This is a genomic window from Streptomyces sp. NPDC040718, assembly GCF_055593565.1.
Genome location: NZ_JBVIXO010000020.1, coordinates 28,770 through 47,289 on the forward strand (window position 1 = coordinate 28,770; position 18,520 = coordinate 47,289).

An 18,520-nucleotide genomic window follows, 5' to 3' on the forward strand; every position below is an offset into this window, starting at 1 on the left:
AGCTCTCCGCAGGTGGGGCGGCTTCGAATCTCCGCCGGTCGACCCGAACCATCTCAACCGGCCCGAGAGCGATTCTTTAGCCGGTCGCCCGTGGGCGGGCGGGTGGTCTACGGGGAAGGGTGGCTGATTCGCATCAGAGGTCCAGTTTGCGGTACGGGGGGCGGACTCGCTCTCCGTCACGACGCCCCGGGTGGCGCGGAGTTGTTCCGCGCACGGGTGTGCCGGCTGCTCGCCCTGCGAGGTTCCCCAGTCCAGAGCGGTCCTGTGGGCGCGTGGGGCGTGGAGCGGGCCGCGCCGCGGACGGCGTGCGCCCGGAGCGGTCGCCGGGGCGCCTCCATGGCCGGGGCGCGGGTCTTCATGGTTTGCCGCAGTGAATGGCACGGGTGATTCCGCCGCCCGGCCGCGGTGCGCCGCCGCCCTGGGCCCCGGGTGGGCGGGAGGCCGCTCCGCTGTCCGGCGCAGGAGCTCGCGGCGGAGCGGCGGAATGGCCGGTCGGCCTTGGGGCCGCTGGGTTCCGGCCCGGGAAGCGGCCGTCGGCCGAGGATCGGTGGGAGTCATTCCCCTTCGCCTTGAGCGGTGTTCGAGCCCGGCTCCGGTCCGGCTCTGCTGACCGACAAGTGTAAATGCCATCGAGCAAACCGCTAAAGCGGTTTGTAACTGGAACCCGGAAGTCCCTGAGGGTGGGGCGGGCGGTATCACTCCTTCACGTCGACGACTGCGAGGGTCTCTCCGGGCGAGCCGAACGGTAGGTTTCCGGCCGTTTGTTGGCCGATAGACGACCTCTCCAGGTCGGTTCGTCTCCTCCTGAGGGCGTCCTGGAGGCCCCTTCCGTCCTCCTCTTGAGGGCGAGTGTGCAGCTCGCGACGGGTTTGCAGGCTTCCGGTGGGGGGATCCGGCGGCGAAAAACAGTACAACCGGTTTGGTATTGACAAACCGGCTCGTCTGTTTTTTGCTCGTTCCAGCGAAAGTCAAGGGCTCATCCATGGACGAAGCAGGGGAGTACGGCGTGGACATCGATGTACTGGGTGCACTGACCGTTCGGGAGAACGGGGTCTCCATCACGCCGACGGCGGCCAAGCCCCGGCAGGTGCTGGCGCTGCTCGCGCTGCACGCGGACCAGGTCGTGCCCGTGGCCGCGCTGATAGAGGAGCTGTGGGGCACCGAGCCGCCGCGCAGCGCGCGGACCACGCTGCAGACCTACGTGCTCCAGCTGCGCGGGCTCATCGGCACCGCGCTGGAGGGGACCGACGGGACGCGCACCGCCAAGGACGTCCTCGTCACGCTGCCCGGCGGCTACATGCTCAACAGCGCCGGCGGGACCAGCGACGTCCGTGAGTTCGACCGGCTGGCCGGGATGGGCTACCGGGCCATGGACGCCGCGGACTTCCCGGGCGCCGCGCGGCTGCTGCGGGAGGCGCTCGCCCTGTGGTCGGGGCCGGCCTTCGCCGACGTCGACGGCGGCGTGCAGCTGGACATGGAGACGCGCCGCCTGGAGGAGACCCGGCTGTGCGCGCTCGACCAGCGCATCGAGGCCGACCTTCGGCTCGGCCGGCACAGGGAGCTGCTCGCGGAGCTGACCGTTCTGGCCAGCCGCTACCGGATCCACGAGAACCTGCACGGCCAGTTCATGCTCGCCCTGCACCGCTCCGGCCGCCGCGGCGAGGCGCTCAACGTCTACCAGCGGCTGCGCGCCACGCTGGTGCGCGAGCTCGGCATCGAGCCCTCGGCCGCCCTGCGCAGCCTCCAGCGGTCGATCCTCATGAGCGGCCCCGAGGCGACCCCCGCCGAATCCCCGGAGACCGCCCGCAAGCGGCTCGCGCGGGTCGGCTGATCCCAACACAGGGTGATCGGCCGGTGAATGGTGCACGGGGATTTAAGGAAGTGCTGGGCCGGATCTGAGATTTGATTTGCATCAACGGTAATAGGAACAAAGACGACGAGCTCGATCATCGGGCTGAGCATGGGGTTTCGAGTCCAGTCGGAATCCTGTCTTTCGAATCCGCCGTCTGTTCGCCTGTTTCGGAGATCCGCTCGATGTCGGCTTGAATGCCCGGTGATGTTGCCCTGGGCTGGCTTACCGTCATCGGGTCGAATACTGAAAACCGAGAGTATCTCGACGAAATATGGAGGGGAGACGGGAGACCGTGAAGATTCAGGTTCTGGGTCCGTTGAGTGCCGAGGTCAACGGGGCATCGATCGTTCCTACGGCGGGCAAGCCGCGTCAGATCCTGGCGCTTCTCGCGCTCTACCCCGGCCGGGTGATGCCCGTACCGACCCTCATGGAGGAGATCTGGGGGACGAACCTGCCCGAAAGCGCGCTCACCACCCTTCAGACGTACATCCTCCAGCTGCGCCGCAGGCTCGGTACGGCGATGGGTCCGGGGGCCCCCGGCACCGCCAAGGACGTGCTCGCCACCCGGCACGGCGGCTACCTGCTCCAGATCCCGCAGGAGTCGGTGGACGTGCACGAGTACGAGGCCCTCGTCGCCGCCGGGCAGAACGCCTTCGACGACGGTGACGACGAGCGCGCCGCCGACCTGCTGCGCAAGGCGCTCGACCTGTGGCAGGGGCCCGCGCTGGTCGACGTACGCGTCGGACCGATCCTGGAGATCGAGGTGCTGCGGCTGGCGGAGAGCCGGCTGGTCACCACCGAGCGGCGGATCGACGTCGACCTGCGCCTCGGCCGGCACACCGAACTGCTCGCCGAGCTCACCGAGCTGATGGCCCGCAACCCGCAGCACGAGGGCCTGCACTCGCAGGCCATGGTCGCGCTGTACCGTTCGGGCCGGCAGGCCACCGCTCTCGACGTGTACCGCAGGCTCCGGGCCCGGCTGATCGGGGAGCTCGGCGTCGAGCCCTCCCAGCAGCTGCAGCGCCTGCACCAGGCGATGCTGCGGGTGGACCCGGCGCTCGACGTGGTCGCCGGACCGCGCCGCAGCTCCACCTTCGACCTGTACGCGGCCTAGGCCGCAGGTCGCGGCGGGGAGGCGCCGCGGCTCCAGCGGGACTCGTTCGCGGCGTGAGGGGCTCTCCAGGACCGGCGGCCAGGCTCCTGGCGACCCGGTATGAGCCGCTGCGCCGGCGGACGAGGAGAGAGGCAAACCATGCGAGCCACGGTCCGGCTGGAACTCGCCGACCTCACCCGCATCCTGCGGGTCTGGGGAGGCGAGGAGGACTGCGTCGAGCTGACCGAGGAAGTCCAGGACCTGTACTGGATCGAGCTCGGGTACGACAGCCTCTCCATCTTGCAGACCATAGGGTCGATCGAGCGGAAGTTCGACATCCTCCTCGACGGGGAGCTCCTCGAAACGGGCGAGACCCCCCGGCTCTTCCTCGAACTGGTCAACGACGTGCTGGGCAGCCGAGCCGCCGTCTGAGACTCCAGCGGCGTTCGACGCGGAATCCGGCGGACGCCGACAGGCTCTGCGCCAAGCGTTGAGAGAGGTGTCCGATGTCTGTCGAGCGAGTGCACCGGATGTCATACGCGGTCGACGCGGCCGCCCCCGCCGGAGCCCTGTACACCCTGGTGGCCGATGCCACCCAGTGGCCGCTGTTCCTGCCGGACACCGTCCACGTCGAGCGGCTGGACTTCGACGGCGCCGCCGACCGGTACGCCCGGTGGGCCGACGCCGGCGGGGAGCTGCGGCGTTCGCTCGTGCGGCGGACCCTGGACGCCGGCGGGCGGCGCGTCCTGTTCCGCGAGGAGCGCCCCGACGCGCCCGTCGCCGCCTCGGGCGGCAGCTGGGCCGTGGAGGAACTGGCCCCCGGCTGGTCGCGGCTGACCCTGGAACAGGAGATCACCCTCGACGGAGGCCGGACCGCGGAGGCCGAACGGGCCCTGGCGCGGGCGGAGGAGAGCGCGTGGGCCGCGCTGGGCGGCCTGCGGACCACGGCCGAGCGCTGGCGGCGGCTCGACGAACTCGTGCTGTCCTTCGAGGAGTCCGTACGGATCGAGGGCCCGGCCGAGCCGGTGTACGAGTTCCTGTACGGCGTGGCCTCCTGGCCGGGCCGGGTCGCGCACGTGATGGAGGCGGAGGTGTCCGAGGACCGGCCCGGCGTGCAGCGCACCCGGCTGGTCAACCTGGCCGACGACGGCTCCGCCTACCCGACCGAGGGGTTACGGGTGTGCTTCCCGGCGGCCGGGCGGATCGTCTTCAAGCGGACCCGGCCGCACCCGCTGCTCGCGGCACACGCCGGCGAGTGGTGCGTGGAGCCGGACCCGTCAGGGGTCACCGTGTCCTGCCGGCACGACGTTCTGCTGGACGAGCGTGCGGTGGGGCGGAGGGCGGTGGGGCGGAGCCCCGCCCCCGGCGCGGAACTCGCGGCGGCGCGGCGGTACGTGCGCGAGGTGGTCGGGCGCGAGAGCCGGGCCGTGCTGGAGCCGGCGACGCGGTACGCGGGGGATCCGGTCAGGACCCTGCGCTCGGTGTGAGACACCCCTGACCTCCCTGACCACTCCTGACTCCCCCTGGCGGCGGCCCGCCACCGTGTCCCCCCGCGGTGGCGGGCCGCCGCGCCGTTCAGCTCCCGCGCCCGGCGCTGTCCAGTTCACGCAGGGTGGCGGGCACGGCCAGACAGGGCATGACGACCCGCCAGAATCCGGCCAGCGTGCGCGGCGCGAGCCACTGCGGGTCGTCGCGGCCCAGCGCCTCGAAGCCGAGGGTGGCCGCCACCACCGTCGCCGCCACGCTGCGGTGGTTGAGGCCGGGCAGCAGGGTGCCCTCCTCGGCGGCCTCCGCCAGCAGCCGGTGGACGTACTCGTGCCACTCCCGGGGCAGGGCACAGGAGGCCGCGTACGCCGACTCCCGGCCAAGCCGGAAACCGGCCCGGGCCACGACGTCCCCCAGGAGCAGCCCGGCGAGCGCCTGGGAGCTGTCGGCCAGGGCCTGGAGGGCGGACGTGCGCTGCGCGTACACCTCGCGGGCGCCCGCGCGCAGGGCCTCGGCCCCGGCGGCCTCGACGGCCCGGGCGACCGCCGCCTTGTTCTCGAAGTGGAAGTGCAGCGCGCCCGGGCTCACTCCGGCCCCGACACTGATCATGCTCAGCGTCGCCTCTGCGTAGCCGCGCCGTCCGAACACGGTCGCGGCTGACTCGATCAGTGCCTGACGGGTCCGGACGGCGCGTTCTTGTTTCATCACGCATAGCTCCTGTATCAGTTTCCTTCCATTATTAAACCGCGCCGTTGGTATGGGAATGGGGTCCAGGTGTCCGTTCCCAGCCGGTTTGGCGAAGATTCCCGCCACCTGACGGGCCGATTTGGTCCTTTTTTCAAGGGACTTGCCGGGGTTTGTGGACTTTGACAAACCGACGAAGCGGTTTGTATCTTCGTTGACGTTGGCTCAACCGAGCTTGAGGGGAGGGGGGCAGATGAACCAGCGGACCATCGCTGTACTGGAACCTCACACAGCTGCCGCGGGCGTGACCGGGGGGTTCCTGCCGGCCGAGGGGCTCAGAACGCCGCAGCACGCGCCGACCCAGTCGGCCTTGTGGCGGATCCTCATCGTGGAGAGCAACACGATAGAGGCGGAGACGCTCGCGCGCGGCCTGCGCCGCCACGGACACGAGGTCGAGATCGTCGCCACCGGCAGCGAGGCCCTGCGCTGCTACGCCGACGCCGACCTCGTCCTGCTGGACCTGGAACTCCCCGACCTCGACGGTCTGGAGGTCTGCCGCGGCATCCGCGCCGCCCACGAGATCCCGGTGATCGCCGTCACCGCCCGGGGCAGCGAACTGGACCGCGTCCTCGGACTCCAGGCGGGCGCGGACGACTACCTGGTCAAGCCGTACGGGTTCCGCGAGCTGATGGCGCGGATGGAGGCGGTCATGCGCCGGGCGCGGCCGACCCGCCCCGTCGCCGCCACCATCACCTGCGGTCCGCTGCGGATCGACGCGGGCACGCGCGAGGTGACCCTGAACGGGGAGCCCGTCGAGACCACGCGCAAGGAGTTCGACATGCTCTACCTCCTCGCGTCCCATCCCGACACCGTCATCCCGCGCAAGATGCTGATGCAGCAGGTCTGGGGCGACTCCTGGTCCCGCCGCACGGTGGACACGCACGTCAGCACGCTCCGCAACAAGATCGGCGCCGGCTGGATCATCACGATCCGGGGCGTCGGTTTCCGGTTCGGCCAGGGCGCCTGAACCCCCTCCCGCGGTGCCGCGGGAGGACGACCGCCGAGCACGACACGAGCCGAGGGGGGACGAGCATGGCAGTGACGGCGCTGTGCCACGGGGAGGGCTGCCGCACCGGACACGCGGGCGGACGGGCCCGCAGGCGCACCACCGACGGCAGCCGGCTCTGCCGGTCCTGCCGCGAGCACTTCACCTCGGGCCTCGCGGAACTGGCGCACCTGTACGAGGAGTGCGGCCGGGTCCTCGGCGGCGCGGCCCCCGGCAGCCTGCGCGAGCGCACCACCGGCGGAGAACACCCCGGACTCCCCTTCAACGGGGCCGCCGCCGACGTACGGGCCAGGATGGTGTCCGTACTCGGCTCCTGGAGCGGGCTCGTCGCCCAGCAGCGCGGCTTCACCCCGCCGCCGCGCACCGTCGCCGCGCTCACCGCGTTCCTGCTGCGCAACGCCGACTGGCTCGCCGCCCACTCCGCCGCCGGCGAGGCCACCGAGGAGATCGCCCGGCTGGTACGGGCCGGACGCCGCGCCGCCTTCCCCGACCCCGCCCGCAGCATCCGCCTCGGCGACTGCCCCGAGTCCGGCTGCCCCGGCGCCCTCACCCTCGCGGTGCGCGCCGGGGCCCGCGCCGACGAGCCGGCCATCGTGTGCGCCGCGGACCCGGAACACCGCTGGACCAGCGACCGGTGGAGCACGCTCAGCCGCTCCATGGACACCGTGCGGGAGCCCGGCGCCCCGGCCGCGCCGGCCACCGAGCGCTGGCTGACCGCCGCCGACATCTCGCAGCTGTGGCACACGCCCACGGGCACCGTCTACCGGCTGGCGAGCGAGGAGCGCTGGCGGCGGCGCAACCGCGCGGGGCGCACCTACTACAACGAGGACGACGTCCGGGACTGCTTCACCCGCCGGGCGGCCGCCCGGACCTGAACCTTTCGTCCCCGTACGCGCGGTAGAAGCCGGAGCAGCACTCAGCACCGGTCAGCACGGCATCCGGCAGGGTCCGGATCCAGCCGTCTGACCGGTGTTTGACATTCCCTTTTCCGCCCTCCGACGCACCGGACCGGGCCTTGTGGAACCTGACCTACTCCTGAATCCAGCGCCATTGAACGGCCGCTCGCGGCCGAAGAACCTTGTAGTCAAGATCCGGTGCACTGTCTCCGGAGGTTGAACTCAAGGAGACGTGATGGACGCCCCAGTGATCGTCGTCGGCGCGGGTCCCGCGGGCATGATGCTCGCCGGCGAACTGCGACTGGCGGGAGTCGCCGTAGTCGTCCTCGAACGCCTTGAACGGCGTACGGGCGAATCCCGCGGACTCGGCTTCACCACGCGCACGCTGGAGACCTTCGACCAGCGCGGCCTGCTCGCGCGCTTCGGCGAGATCGAGCGCAGCACGCTGGGCCACTTCGGAGGGCTGCCGCTGGACTTCGGCGTGCTCGACGGCGCCTGCCAGGCCGCCAAGACCGTGCCGCAGTCCGTCACCGAGACGCACCTGGAGGAGTGGGCCACCGCCCTGGGCGCCGACATCCGGCGCGGCCACGAGGTGCTCTCCGTACGCGACGACGGCGAGGGCGTCGACGTCGAGGTCCGCGGACCGGACGGGACGCACACCCTGCGCGCCGGCTGGCTGGTCGGCTGCGACGGCGGGCGCAGCACCGTGCGCAAGGCGGCCGGCTTCGACTTCCCCGGCTCGGCGGCCACCATGGAGATGTACCTCGCCGACATCAAGGGCATCGAACTCAAGCCCCGGATGATCGGCGAGACCCTCCCCGGCGGCATGGTCATGGTCGGCCCGCTGCCCGGCGGCACCACCCGCATCGTCGTCTGCGAACGCGGCACCCCGCCGCGCCGGCGCGAGAGCCCGCCGTCCTTCGACGAGGTCGCGGCCGCCTGGCAGCGCCTCACCGGCGAGGACATCTCGGCCGCCGAACCGGTGTGGGTCAGCGCCTTCGGCGACGCGGCACGGCAGGTCACCGAGTACCGGCGCGGGCGGGTGCTGCTCGCCGGCGACGCCGCGCACATCCACCTGCCCGCCGGCGGCCAGGGCATGAACACCGGCATCCAGGACGCCGTCAACCTCGGCTGGAAGCTCGCCTCGGTCGTACTCGGCAAGACCCCGACGGCCCTGCTCGACACCTACCACGGCGAACGCCACCCCGTCGGCCGGCGGCTCCTGATGAACACCCGGGCCCAGGGCCTGCTGTTCCTCAGCGGTGCCGAGGTACAGCCGCTGCGCGACTCCCTCCGCGAGCTCATGGCGTACGAGGACGTCGCCCGGCACCTCGCCGCCATGGTCACCGGCCTGGAGATCACCTACGAGGTGGGCCGCGGCGGCCACCCGCTGCTCGGCCGGCGCATGCCCAACCTGGAGCTCACCGGCGCCGACGGACCCACCTCCAGCACCGAACTGCTGCGCCCCGCCCGCGGGGTGCTCCTCGACCTGGCGGACAACCCCCGGCTGCGCCAGCGCGCCGCGGCCTGGGCGGAGCGGGTCGACACCGTCACCGCCCGGCCGCGCGAGGCGGCGTCCGGGGCCGACGGACTGCACGACACCACCGCCCTGCTGATCCGGCCCGACGGGTACGTGGCGTGGGCCGCGCCCGGCAGCCACCACGACCTGCCGATGGCACTCGCACGCTGGTTCGGTACCCCCTGACGACCGGCGCACCCCCTGACGGCCGCCGCATCCGGCGACCGGACGAGAACGTCAATCGGAGGAACCACACATGGCAACGCCGCAGGCAACGATCGAGCGCCTCCCCTCCGGCCTGACCGGCCCCGACGGGGAACGGCGCGACATCGTACGGGCGGCCAGGACCGTCCTGGCCCGCGAGGGCTGGAGGCGCTGCACGGCCGAGGCCACCGCCGACGAGGCCGGAGTGGGCACGGACACCGTGGCACGGCACTTCCCCGACCACGAGAAGCTGCTGCTGGGCGTACTGCTGGACAGCTCCGCCTCCGTCGCGGCCTGCCTCGCGGCCGTTGCCGAGACCTACCTCGCGGAGATCACCGACCTGCGGGCGGACCTGATCGAGCTGGGCCGGGCGTGGCTGGCGCCGCTGGAGGCCTTCCGCGAACACTTCGCGATCGTCCGGCACATCAGCGCCGAGGTCACCACGCTTCCCGCCGAAGCCGTCGACAAGTGGCAGGCCACCGGCCCCCGGCAGGCCCGCCGCGAGCTGGCCCGCCGGCTGAGCCAGGTCGCCGACCGCGGCCTGCTCCACATCACCGACGCCGACCAGGCGGCCGAACGCTTCATCCTGCTGGTCCCCTCGTCCGTCGTGCAGCGCTCCTTCCACGGCGCGCTGCCGCTCGGGCGCCAAGAGGAGGACGCGCTCATAGCCGACGGAGTCGACGACTTCATCCGGCTGTACGGCCCGACCACCTCCCGCTGACCCCGCCGATCCCTGGAGAGAGTAGAAAAGATGCACAGCAACCTGATCGTGGCGCGGATGGACATCCGCTCCAGCGCCGAGGTGGCCCAGCTCTTCGCCGAGTTCGACAAGACGGACATGCCGGAGCGCATGGGCACGCTGCGCCGCCGCCTGTTCACGTACCAGGGCCTCTACTTCCACCTCCAGGACTTCGCCGAGGACGACGGCGGCGAGCGCATCCAGGCGTCCCGCAACGACCCGCGGTTCATGAAGATCAGCTACGACCTCCAGCCGTTCATCCAGCCGTACGACCCGGAGACCTGGCGCACGCCGGCCGACGCGATGGCCACGCGGTTCTACGACTGGACCGCCGAATGACCTCCGCCGGAGCAGACACGACGGGAGGGCGCCGATCGTGGACCGCCGGGTAGTCATCACGGGCATCGGGGTGCTGGCGCCGGGAGGCATCGGTGTCCGGGAGTTCTGGGAACTGCTGAGCTCGGGGCGCACGGCGACGCGGGAGATCACCCACTTCGACGCCTCCCGCTTCCGCTCCCGGGTGGCGGCCGAGGCCGACTTCCTGCCCGAGCTGCACGGGCTCACGCAGGAGGAGATCCGCCGCATGGACCGCGCCGCCCAGTTCGCGGTGGTCGCGGCCCGCGAGGCCGTCGAGGACAGCGGCCTCGACTTCACCGGCCTGGATCCCTACCGCACGGGCGTCAGCATGGGCACCGGAGTGGGAGCCGTCGGCAGCCTCGACAAGGCGTACCGCGCGGCCAGCCTCGACGGCCGGATCCCGGCCGTCGACCACACCATGGTGCCGCAGCACCTGTACGACCACTTCGTACCCGGTTCGTTCGCCACGGAGGTGGCGTGGGCGGTGGGTGCGGAGGGGCCGGCGACGGTGGTCTCCTCCGGCTGCACGTCGGGGGTCGATTCCGTGGCCCACGCGGTGGACCTGATCCGCGAGGGCAGTGCGGACGTGATGGTGACGGGCGCGACGGACGCGCCGATCACTCCGCTGACACTGGCCTGCTTCGACGCGATCAAGGCGACGACGACGCTGAACGACGATCCGGAGCGGGCGTCCCGGCCGTTCGACGCGACCCGCAAGGGCTTCGTCCTGGGCGAGGGCGCCGCGGTGTTCGTGCTGGAGGAGCTGGAGAGCGCCCGCGCCCGCGGCGCCCGCGTCTACGCCGAAGTGGCCGGATACGCCTCCCGCTCCAGCGCCTTCCACATGACGGGCCTGCGCCCCGACGGCCGCGAGCTGGCCGAGGCCATCACGGTCGCCCTCGACGAGGCGCACCTCGGCCCCGCCGACCTCGACTACGTCAACGCGCACGGCTCGGGGACCAAGCAGAACGACGCCCACGAGACGGCCGCGTACCGCCTGGCCCTGGGCCCGCACGCCTACCGGACCCCGGTGAGTTCGATCAAGTCGATGATCGGGCATTCGCTGGGTTCCGTAGGGGCGCTGGAGATCGCGGCGTCGGTGCTGGCGATGGAGCACCACCTGGTGCCCCCGACGGCGAACCTGCGTACGCGTGACCCGGACTGCGACCTGGACTACGTGCCGGTCGTGGCGCGGGAGCAGCGCACGGATGCGGTGCTGACGGTGGGCAGCGGCTTCGGCGGGTTCCAGAGCGCGATGGTGCTGGCCCGGCCGGACAGGAGGATGCCGTGAGCGGCAGGACTCTGATCACGGGAATCGGTGTGGCCGCGCCCAGCGGGCTGGGGGTGGAGGACTACTGGGCGGCGACGCGGGTCGGGAAGAACGCGATCGGGCCCGTGACGCGGTTCGACGCCTCCTCCTACCCGGCGCGTCTGGCGGGGGAGATCCACGGTTTCGAGGCGGGGGAGCACCTGCCGGGGCGGCTGGTGCCGCAGACCGACCGGGTCACCCAGCTCGCGCTGGTCGCGACGGACTGCGCGTTCGAGGACGCGGGGATCGTGCCGGGGGACGTCCATCCGTGCGACATGGGTGTGGTGACCGCGGCGGGGTCGGGCGGGCTCGAGTTCGGTGAGCGGGAACTGCGCAAGCTGTGGGGCCAGGGAGCCAGACATGTGAGTGCGTATCAGTCCTTCGCCTGGTTCTACGCGGTGAACAGCGGTCAGATCTCCGTCCGGAACGACCTGCGGGGTCCGACCGGGGTCCTCGTCGGTGACCAGGCCGGTGGGCTGGACGCACTCGCGCACGCACGGCGCAGGCTCCGCAAGGGCAGCCGGCTGATCGCCACCGGTGGTTTCGACGCCTCCATCTGCTCGCTGGGCTGGGCCGCGCACCTGGCCGGCGGATCGCTCTCCGTCAGCGGTGAGCCCGAGCGTGCCTATCTGCCCTTCGACGAGGCGGCGTCCGGATACGTGCCGGGCGAGGGTGGCGCGATGGTCATCCTGGAGGACGAGGACAGCGTGCGGGCCCGTGGCGGGCGCAACGTGTACGGCGAGTTCGCCGGGTACGCGGCGACGCTCGACCCGCGGCCGGGCAGTGGGCGCGAGCCGGGGCTGCGGCGGGCGATCGAGGGTGCGCTGGCGGAAGCGGGGTGTCATCCGTCCGAGGTGGACGTGGTGTTCGCCGACGGCGCCGGTGTCGCGCGACTGGACCGCGAGGAGGCCGGGGCCGTTTCGGCGGTGTTCGGTCCGCGGGGGGTGCCGGTGACGGCGCCCAAGACGATGACCGGGCGGATGAGCGCGGGCGGGGCGCCGGTCGACGTGGTCTGCGCGGTCCTGGCGATGCGCGAGGGGCTGATCCCGCCCACCACCAACGTCGAACTCTCGCCGGCCTATGACATCGACCTGGTGACCGGGCGTTCCCGGACCGCATCCGTGCGCACCGCACTCGTCCTGGCCCGCGGCCACGGCGGCTTCAACTCCGCCGCCCTCCTCCGCGCCGTCGACTGACGGCCCGCGCCGGCGCCCACCCGGCCGGACCCGGCACGACAGAACTCCCGCGGCCGGACTCCCCGGCGGCGGAAGACCGATGAAAGGACCCATCGTGGCCAAGCAGGAATTCACCTTCGACGACCTCAAGCGCATCCTCCTGGAGGGTGCGGGCGCCGACGAGGGGGTCGACCTCGACGGCGACATCCTCGACATCGACTTCGAGTCCCTGGGCTACGAGTCGCTGGCGCTCCTTGAGACCGGCGGCCGTATCGAGCGCGAGTTCGGCATCACGCTCGACGACGACATCTTCAGCGACAACAGCACCCCGCGCTCCCTCGTCGAAGCCGTCAACGCGAGCCTCAAGGTCGCCGTCGACGCCTGACGCGCCCGCCACCACACCCCCCACCCCAGCCCACAGAAAGGGAGTACGCCCATGGCCATCGATCAGGACTGCACCGAGACCCAGGTGATCGTGGTCGGCGCGGGCCCCGTCGGACTGCTGCTCGCCGGAGAACTCCGGCTGGCGGGGGCGGACGTGGTGGTGCTCGACAGGCTCACCGCACCGACCGCCGAATCCCGGGCGTCGTCCCTGCACGCCAGGACCGTGGAGATCCTCGACAGCCGCGGCCTGCTGGAACGGCTCGGCGACGTACCGCGCGAGAACACCGGCCACTTCGGGGGCATACCCCTCGACCTCGGCCTGCCCGGCCCCTACCCGGGGCAGTGGAAGGTCGCCCAGACCCGCCTGGAGGAAGTCCTCGGGGAATGGGCGGCCGACCTCGGCGCGGACATCCGGCGCGGCCACGAGCTGACCGGGCTGACCGCGACGGCGGACGGAGCGCTGGCCACCGTACGGACCGAAGACGGCGAGGAACTGGCCTTCCGGGCCCCGTACCTCGTCGGCTGCGACGGCGAGAACAGCGCCGTGCGGCGCCTGGGCGGCTTCGGCTTCCCCGGCACCGACGCCGAACGCGAACTCCTGCGGGCCGACGTCGCGGGCATCGACATCCCGAACCGCCGCTTCCAGCGCCTGGCGGGCGGACTGGCCATCGCGGCCCGCCGTCCCGACGGCGTGACCCGGGTGATGGTCCACGAGTTCGGGGCACGCCCCCGGCTCGGGCAGCCCGTCTTCGAGGAAGTCGCCGACACCTGGAAGCGCATCACCGGAGAGGACATCGGCTCCGGCACCCCGCTGTGGGTGAACTCGTTCGGCGACGCCTCCCGGCAGGCCGCCGAGTACCGCCGGGGCCCGCTCCTGCTCGCCGGGGACGCCGCGCACCAGCAGATGCCGATCGGCGGCCAGTCCCTCAACCTCGGGCTCCAGGACGCCTTCAACCTCGGCTGGAAGCTGGGCGCCCGGATCGCCGGCCACGGCACCGAGGAACTCCTCGACAGCTACCACGCCGAACGGCACCCCGTCGGCAAGGCCGTCCAGGGCAACATCCGCACCCAGGCGCTGCTGCTGCTCGGCGGCCCCGAGGTGGACGCGGTGCGGGAGGTGTTCGCCGAGCTCACCGCCAGTGAGAACGTACGGACCCACCTGGCCGGGCTGATCTCGGGCCTCTCGGTACGCCACGCCGTCGGCGCCCCGGACGGCGACGGGGGCTCCGGCGACGGCGGCTCCGGGCTGCTCGGCCTGCGGGTGCCGCACTGGGAGTGCACCACCGCCGAGGGCAGTACCGGCACCTTCGAACTGCTGCGCCCGGGGCGGGGCCTGCTGCTCCTGCCGCCGGGCGACGAGGCCCGCCGGGCCGAACTCGCCGAGGCGGCCGCGCCCTGGGCCGGCCGGGTCCGCACCGTGGCCGCCGCCTCGGTGGCGGGCGGCTCCGCCGGGGAGGCGGTGACCGCGGTGCTGGTACGCCCCGACGGGCACGTGGTCTGGGCCGACGGTCCCGACGCGGGCCCGCTCACCGGGGCGCTGGCCCGCTGGTTCGGGCCCGAACGGACCGGGGAGCCCGCCGTCCGCCCGGCGGCACCCGCCACCGCGGGCACCCCCGCCGCGGTGCTCACGGCGCACGCGGCGGCACCGGCGCGGACCGGCGCCGGGGCGGATCGGCTCACGGGCCGCACCGCGCTGGTCACCGGGTCGAGCCGGGGCATGGGCCGGGCGGCCGCGATGCGGCTGGCGGAGGAGGGCGCGCTCGTCGCCGTCCACTACAACCAGGACGAGACGGCCGCCCACGAGGTCGTCGCCTCGGTCGAGAAGGACGGCGGCCGCGCCTTCGCGCTGCGCACCGAACTGGGCGTCGACGGGGACGTGGACACCCTGTTCACCGCGCTGGAGGCGGAACTGCTGGAGCGCACCGGCTCCACCGACCTGCACGTCCTGGTCAACAACGCCGGGGTGATGGGCGGGGTCCCCGCGGACGAGGTCACCCCCGAGCAGTTCGACCGGATCTTCGCGGTCAACGCCAAGGCGCCCTTCTTCCTGATCCAGCGGGCGCTGCGGAACATGCCCGACGGCGGCCGGATCATCAACATCTCCTCCGGCCTGACCCGGTTCGCCAACCCGGACGAGATCGCGTACGCGATGAGCAAGGGCGCGCTCGAACAGCTCGCGCTGCACTTCGCGAAGGCCCTCGGCCCCCGGGGCATCACCATCAACTCGGTGGCACCCGGCATCACCCGCAACGGCAACCCGGTCTTCGACATCCCCGAGGCCGTCGAGCACATGGCGGGTCTGTCCGCCTTCAACCGGGTCGGCGAACCGGAGGACGTCGCCGACGTGGTGGCCTTCCTCGCCACCGACGAGGCGCGCTGGATCACCGGCTCCTTCGTCGACGCCACCGGCGGCACGCTCCTCGGCTGAGCCGCCGAGCACTCCAGGACCCCGCCGGCGCACATCCCACGCGCCGCGCCGGCGGCGGGCGGGCGGTCCGGGGATCCCTCCCCGGGCCGCCCGTCCCCTTCTTCCGCCCTTCCCGTGTCTCCCTCTCCTCCTCCGAAACGCGAGAGTGCACACCCCGATGAACATCGAGTCCGGCGGCCGGGCCCGGGCCCGCTGGGCCCTCGTGTCCGTACTCGCCGCCAACATGCTGGTGGACGCCCTGGAGGTGTCCGCGACCCTGGTGGCCCTGCCGTCCGTCGGCAGTGGTCTGGGGCTGTCCGTCACCCGGGTCCAGTGGCTCGTCAGCGGCTTCGCCGCCGGCTTCGGCGGGCTGCTGCTGTTCGGCGGCCGGCTGGTCGAGCGGCTGGGCCGGCGCCGGGTCTACCTGGCGGCGCTGCTGGCCTTCGCCGTCGCCTCGCTGGCCGGCGCGCTGACCGACAGCGCGCTCCTGCTGACGGCCACCCGCGTGGTGAAAGGTTTCTGTGTGGCGCTGACCGCGCCCACCGGACTCGCCATCATCCTCTCCGCCGTCCCCGAGGGCGCCGAGCGCCGCCGGGCGGTGTCCGTCTACTCCTTCTTCGGCGCCGCCGGCTTCTGCTCGGGGCTGCTGCTCTCGGGCCTGCTCACCGGCGCCGACTGGCGCTGGACCATCGCCTTCCCCGCGCCCGTGGCCCTGCTGCTGCTCGCCGCCGGGCTGCGACTGGTCCCCGGCGACGGGGACGGGCCGCGCGACCCGCTCGGCCGGCACCCGCCCGTCGCGGGCGCCGCCCTGACCGGAGCGGTACTGCTCCTCGTGTACGCGCTCTCCCGCATCGCGGGTCCCGGCGGGCAGCAGCGGTACGCCGCCGCGGCCCTCGCGGGGGCCGCGGCGCTGGCCGCCGTACTCGTACGGGCCGAACGCACCGCGCCGCGGCCCCTGCTGCGCACCGAACTGCTGCGGCACGGGCCGCTGTTGCGCTCGGCGCTCGGTGCGGCCGCGCTCAACGGCTCGTACGTGGGCTTCCTGCTGGTGGCCGCCCTGCACCTGCGGGGGGCCGGCTGGAGCCCCTGGCAGACGGCCCTCGCCTTCCTGCCGGCCAGCCTCCCGCTCGCGCTGAGCGCCCTGCACTCCGGGCGGATCGCCGCCCGGCTCGGCCCCGCACGGGCCGTCGCCGCGGGGGCCTCCGCCGCCCCGCTCGGCTACGCCCTCTACCCGCACGGCGGCGGGCCGGTGCACCACACCGACCTGCTGCCCGCGATGTCCTTCGTCGGCGTCGCCTTCGTGCTGGCCTTCACCGCCCTGCACCTCCAGGCCACCGGCACGGTCCCGCCCGCCCTCCAGTCGGCGGCCGGCGGGCTCTACCAGACCTGCGTACAGCTGGGCGCGGCGCTGACGACCGCGCTGACGTCCGGCCTGTACGCGGCCGCGGGCCGGGGCCCGGCGCTCTGGCTGGTCACCGCCGTCGGCCTGGCCGGCGCGTGCGTGGCCCTGCGCGGCCTGCTCCATCCCTCCGACCCGTCAGCGAACCCCGCCGGGCACCTCTCCCACCCGGCGGCTCCGACCACGGACGGACGGGGTCACCCGTCCGCCTCAACCCGGAAAGCATCATGAACACACTTCACATGTCACAGACATACGAGACAGACACCGGCCTGGTCCACATGACCAGGCCCGACATGGCGGTCCTGGCCACGGCCGGGCTGCTCGAGCGCACCCGCATCCTGGAGCAGTACGTGCGCGAGGAACTCGGCCGCATCCTCGGCATCGAGCCCCACCTCGTGGACACCACGGGCCGCCCCATGGGCTGCCTCGGGATCGGCTCGATCTCCGGTATCGAGCTCCAGTACCGGATGGAGGCGACCCTCGGCGTCGACGTGAACCTCCAGCGCCTGCTGCTCGCCAACAGCGCCCAGGAACTCATCGACTGCCTCGCCGGCCAGCTCGGCCCCGAGGCCCACCTGCACGGGGCAGCGGTGCCGGCATGAGCACTACGACCCTGCTCCCGGCCGTCCGCCCCGTGGTCAACCACCAGGACCTGGACCGGCCCGACTTCACCCTCTCCGCCGACCGCGTCGACCTCTGGCTGATCCGCCGTCCCACCGGCGCGGACGCCGAGGCCCTGGCGGTCGGCGAGCTCGACGAGAAGGAGCGCCAGCGCACCGACTCCTTCATCCGCCAGTCGGACGGCCTGCTGTACGCCGCCGCCCACGTGGCGGTGCGCCGACTGCTCGGACGTTACACCGCCACGCTGCCCCAGGACGTCCGCTTCATGCGCGAGCCCTGCCCGGGCTGCGGCGAGCCGCACGGCCGGCCCGCGCTCTCGCCCCCGCCGCCGCCGCTGCACTACTCCCTCTCGCACAGCGGGGGCGTGGCCATGGTGGGCGTCGGCACCACGCCCCTCGGCGTTGACGTGGAGAAACTCCCCGGCGCCGAGACCGTGGACATCTGCTCCAAGGCGCTGCACCCCGACGAGCAGCTGGAGATCGCCGAGGCCGAGACCGGTGAGGACCGGCGGCAGCTGTTCGGGCAGATCTGGACCCGGAAGGAAGCGTTCCTCAAGGGACTCGGTACGGGGCTGAGCCGTTCGCCCGCCGAGGACTACCTGGGCACCGAACACGGCCGCCACCCGGACGGCTGGACCATGGTCGGCGTTCCGGCCGACGCCACCCACGCCGCCGCGGTGGCGGTGGCCGGCCCCGCCCCCAAGGTGGTCGACGTCAGGTGGGTGCCCGACACCTGGCTGGCCGCGGACAACACCGTGTGCGGCGGCGCCGTTCCCGGACCGCACGACCCGGTCCTCGCCGGCTGAACCGCAGGTGGGGACGTGACCGGACGGCCACGGAACGGGGCGGTCGGGACGCCCGCCCAGGGCGCCGACCGGCCGGCTCCGGCCGGGGACGAGCCCGCCACCACCACGCTCCGATCCCGGCACCAGCGATGTCACAGGTCCGTGCGAGACCCGCACGGTACTGATCCGTTCCCCGGGTACGCCGCGAGCCGGCGCACCCGCCCGCGAGCACGCGGACCCGCCGCAGCCGCAGCGAGTGACGGCGGGACATCACGAGACGAGGAGCAGTCTGTGGAGACGACAGTCGAGCCCGGCCAACTCATCCGCGTGGTGAAGGGGCGCCCCGACGCCGAGGAACTGGCGGCGCTGACCGCCGTGGTGCTCGCGCGGGCGGCCGCGTACGAGGGCGAGCACGGCGGCACGGCCGGCGGCGGGCCGACCCTCGCGGGCTGGCGCCTGCCCGAGCGGGCCCGGGGTTTCCTCGGCCCGCGCACCTGGCGCGAGGCCCGTTCGGCCTGACCCGGTACCGCCCGCCCGCACCCCTCC

Annotated in this window: 18 protein-coding genes; 17 read left to right on the plus strand and 1 reads right to left on the minus strand. The window is 72.9% G+C overall.

Features of this window, described 5'->3' with window-relative positions:
* The first annotated feature begins 1,006 nt into the window (after positions 1 to 1,006).
* From ACZ597_RS32535 to ACZ597_RS32550, 4 genes are all read left to right on the plus strand, one after another.
* Positions 1,007 to 1,831, plus strand: a complete 825-nt coding sequence (locus ACZ597_RS32535) for an AfsR/SARP family transcriptional regulator (RefSeq protein ID WP_471338546.1) — start codon at positions 1,007 to 1,009, stop codon at positions 1,829 to 1,831.
* 313 nt (positions 1,832 to 2,144) lie between these two features.
* Entirely contained in the window at positions 2,145 to 2,966 is an 822-nt protein-coding gene (locus ACZ597_RS32540; RefSeq protein ID WP_331719167.1) for an AfsR/SARP family transcriptional regulator, read from the plus strand.
* A gap of 138 nt (positions 2,967 to 3,104) precedes the next feature.
* Complete coding sequence (locus ACZ597_RS32545) at positions 3,105 to 3,377, plus strand: phosphopantetheine-binding protein (protein WP_471338366.1); 273 nt, start codon at positions 3,105 to 3,107, stop codon at positions 3,375 to 3,377.
* Between the two features lie 74 nt (positions 3,378 to 3,451).
* Positions 3,452 to 4,432, plus strand: coding sequence for an SRPBCC family protein (locus tag ACZ597_RS32550; RefSeq protein ID WP_471338368.1), 981 nt, complete (start codon positions 3,452 to 3,454; stop codon positions 4,430 to 4,432).
* Positions 4,433 to 4,520: 88 nt separating this feature from the next.
* Here ACZ597_RS32550 and ACZ597_RS32555 read toward each other — a convergent pair whose 3' ends face one another.
* Positions 4,521 to 5,135: a ScbR family autoregulator-binding transcription factor gene (locus ACZ597_RS32555; protein ID WP_471338370.1), complete on the minus strand. Its 615-nt coding sequence runs from the start codon at positions 5,133 to 5,135 to the stop codon at positions 4,521 to 4,523.
* A 232-nt stretch (positions 5,136 to 5,367) separates the two neighbouring features.
* Here ACZ597_RS32555 and ACZ597_RS32560 point away from each other — a divergent pair, with 232 nt between their 5' ends.
* The 13 genes from ACZ597_RS32560 (at position 5,368) to ACZ597_RS32620 (ending at position 18,493) form a co-directional block, all read left to right on the plus strand.
* Positions 5,368 to 6,141: a response regulator transcription factor gene (locus tag ACZ597_RS32560; protein WP_471338372.1), complete on the plus strand. Its 774-nt coding sequence runs from the start codon at positions 5,368 to 5,370 to the stop codon at positions 6,139 to 6,141.
* A gap of 65 nt (positions 6,142 to 6,206) precedes the next feature.
* The gene (locus ACZ597_RS32565) at positions 6,207 to 7,055 is read left to right on the plus strand and encodes a hypothetical protein (protein WP_471338374.1); all 849 of its coding nucleotides are present in this window, start codon (positions 6,207 to 6,209) and stop codon (positions 7,053 to 7,055) included.
* A 256-nt stretch (positions 7,056 to 7,311) separates the two neighbouring features.
* The gene (locus ACZ597_RS32570) at positions 7,312 to 8,781 is read left to right on the plus strand and encodes an FAD-dependent monooxygenase (RefSeq protein WP_471338376.1); all 1,470 of its coding nucleotides are present in this window, start codon (positions 7,312 to 7,314) and stop codon (positions 8,779 to 8,781) included.
* A 70-nt stretch (positions 8,782 to 8,851) separates the two neighbouring features.
* Positions 8,852 to 9,520 carry a TetR/AcrR family transcriptional regulator C-terminal domain-containing protein gene (locus ACZ597_RS32575; protein ID WP_471338378.1) on the plus strand — a complete coding sequence of 223 codons (669 nt, stop codon included), beginning with the start codon at positions 8,852 to 8,854 and terminating at the stop codon, positions 9,518 to 9,520.
* Positions 9,521 to 9,550: 30 nt separating this feature from the next.
* A complete protein-coding gene (locus ACZ597_RS32580) occupies positions 9,551 to 9,877 on the plus strand; it encodes a TcmI family type II polyketide cyclase (protein WP_471338380.1) in 327 nt (108 codons plus the stop codon).
* Positions 9,878 to 9,911: 34 nt separating this feature from the next.
* Entirely contained in the window at positions 9,912 to 11,183 is a 1,272-nt protein-coding gene (locus ACZ597_RS32585; protein WP_471338549.1) for a beta-ketoacyl-[acyl-carrier-protein] synthase family protein, read from the plus strand.
* Complete coding sequence (locus tag ACZ597_RS32590; RefSeq protein WP_471338383.1) at positions 11,180 to 12,397, plus strand: ketosynthase chain-length factor; 1,218 nt, start codon at positions 11,180 to 11,182, stop codon at positions 12,395 to 12,397. Before ACZ597_RS32585 ends, ACZ597_RS32590 begins: the two co-directional genes overlap by 4 nt.
* 94 nt (positions 12,398 to 12,491) lie before the next feature.
* Positions 12,492 to 12,761 carry an acyl carrier protein gene (locus ACZ597_RS32595; RefSeq protein WP_471338385.1) on the plus strand — a complete coding sequence of 90 codons (270 nt, stop codon included), beginning with the start codon at positions 12,492 to 12,494 and terminating at the stop codon, positions 12,759 to 12,761.
* A gap of 51 nt (positions 12,762 to 12,812) precedes the next feature.
* Positions 12,813 to 15,188, plus strand: coding sequence for an SDR family oxidoreductase (locus tag ACZ597_RS32600; RefSeq protein WP_471338387.1), 2,376 nt, complete (start codon positions 12,813 to 12,815; stop codon positions 15,186 to 15,188).
* A 157-nt stretch (positions 15,189 to 15,345) separates the two neighbouring features.
* Positions 15,346 to 16,797 carry an MFS transporter gene (locus ACZ597_RS32605; protein ID WP_471338390.1) on the plus strand — a complete coding sequence of 484 codons (1,452 nt, stop codon included), beginning with the start codon at positions 15,346 to 15,348 and terminating at the stop codon, positions 16,795 to 16,797.
* Positions 16,798 to 16,808: 11 nt separating this feature from the next.
* Complete coding sequence (locus ACZ597_RS32610; protein WP_471338394.1) at positions 16,809 to 17,171, plus strand: acyl carrier protein; 363 nt, start codon at positions 16,809 to 16,811, stop codon at positions 17,169 to 17,171.
* Positions 17,168 to 17,995, plus strand: a complete 828-nt coding sequence (locus tag ACZ597_RS32615) for a 4'-phosphopantetheinyl transferase family protein (RefSeq protein WP_471338397.1) — start codon at positions 17,168 to 17,170, stop codon at positions 17,993 to 17,995. Before ACZ597_RS32610 ends, ACZ597_RS32615 begins: the two co-directional genes overlap by 4 nt.
* A gap of 270 nt (positions 17,996 to 18,265) precedes the next feature.
* Positions 18,266 to 18,493: an acyl-CoA carboxylase subunit epsilon gene (locus tag ACZ597_RS32620; protein ID WP_471338400.1), complete on the plus strand. Its 228-nt coding sequence runs from the start codon at positions 18,266 to 18,268 to the stop codon at positions 18,491 to 18,493.
* Positions 18,494 to 18,520: the final 27 nt, after the last annotated feature.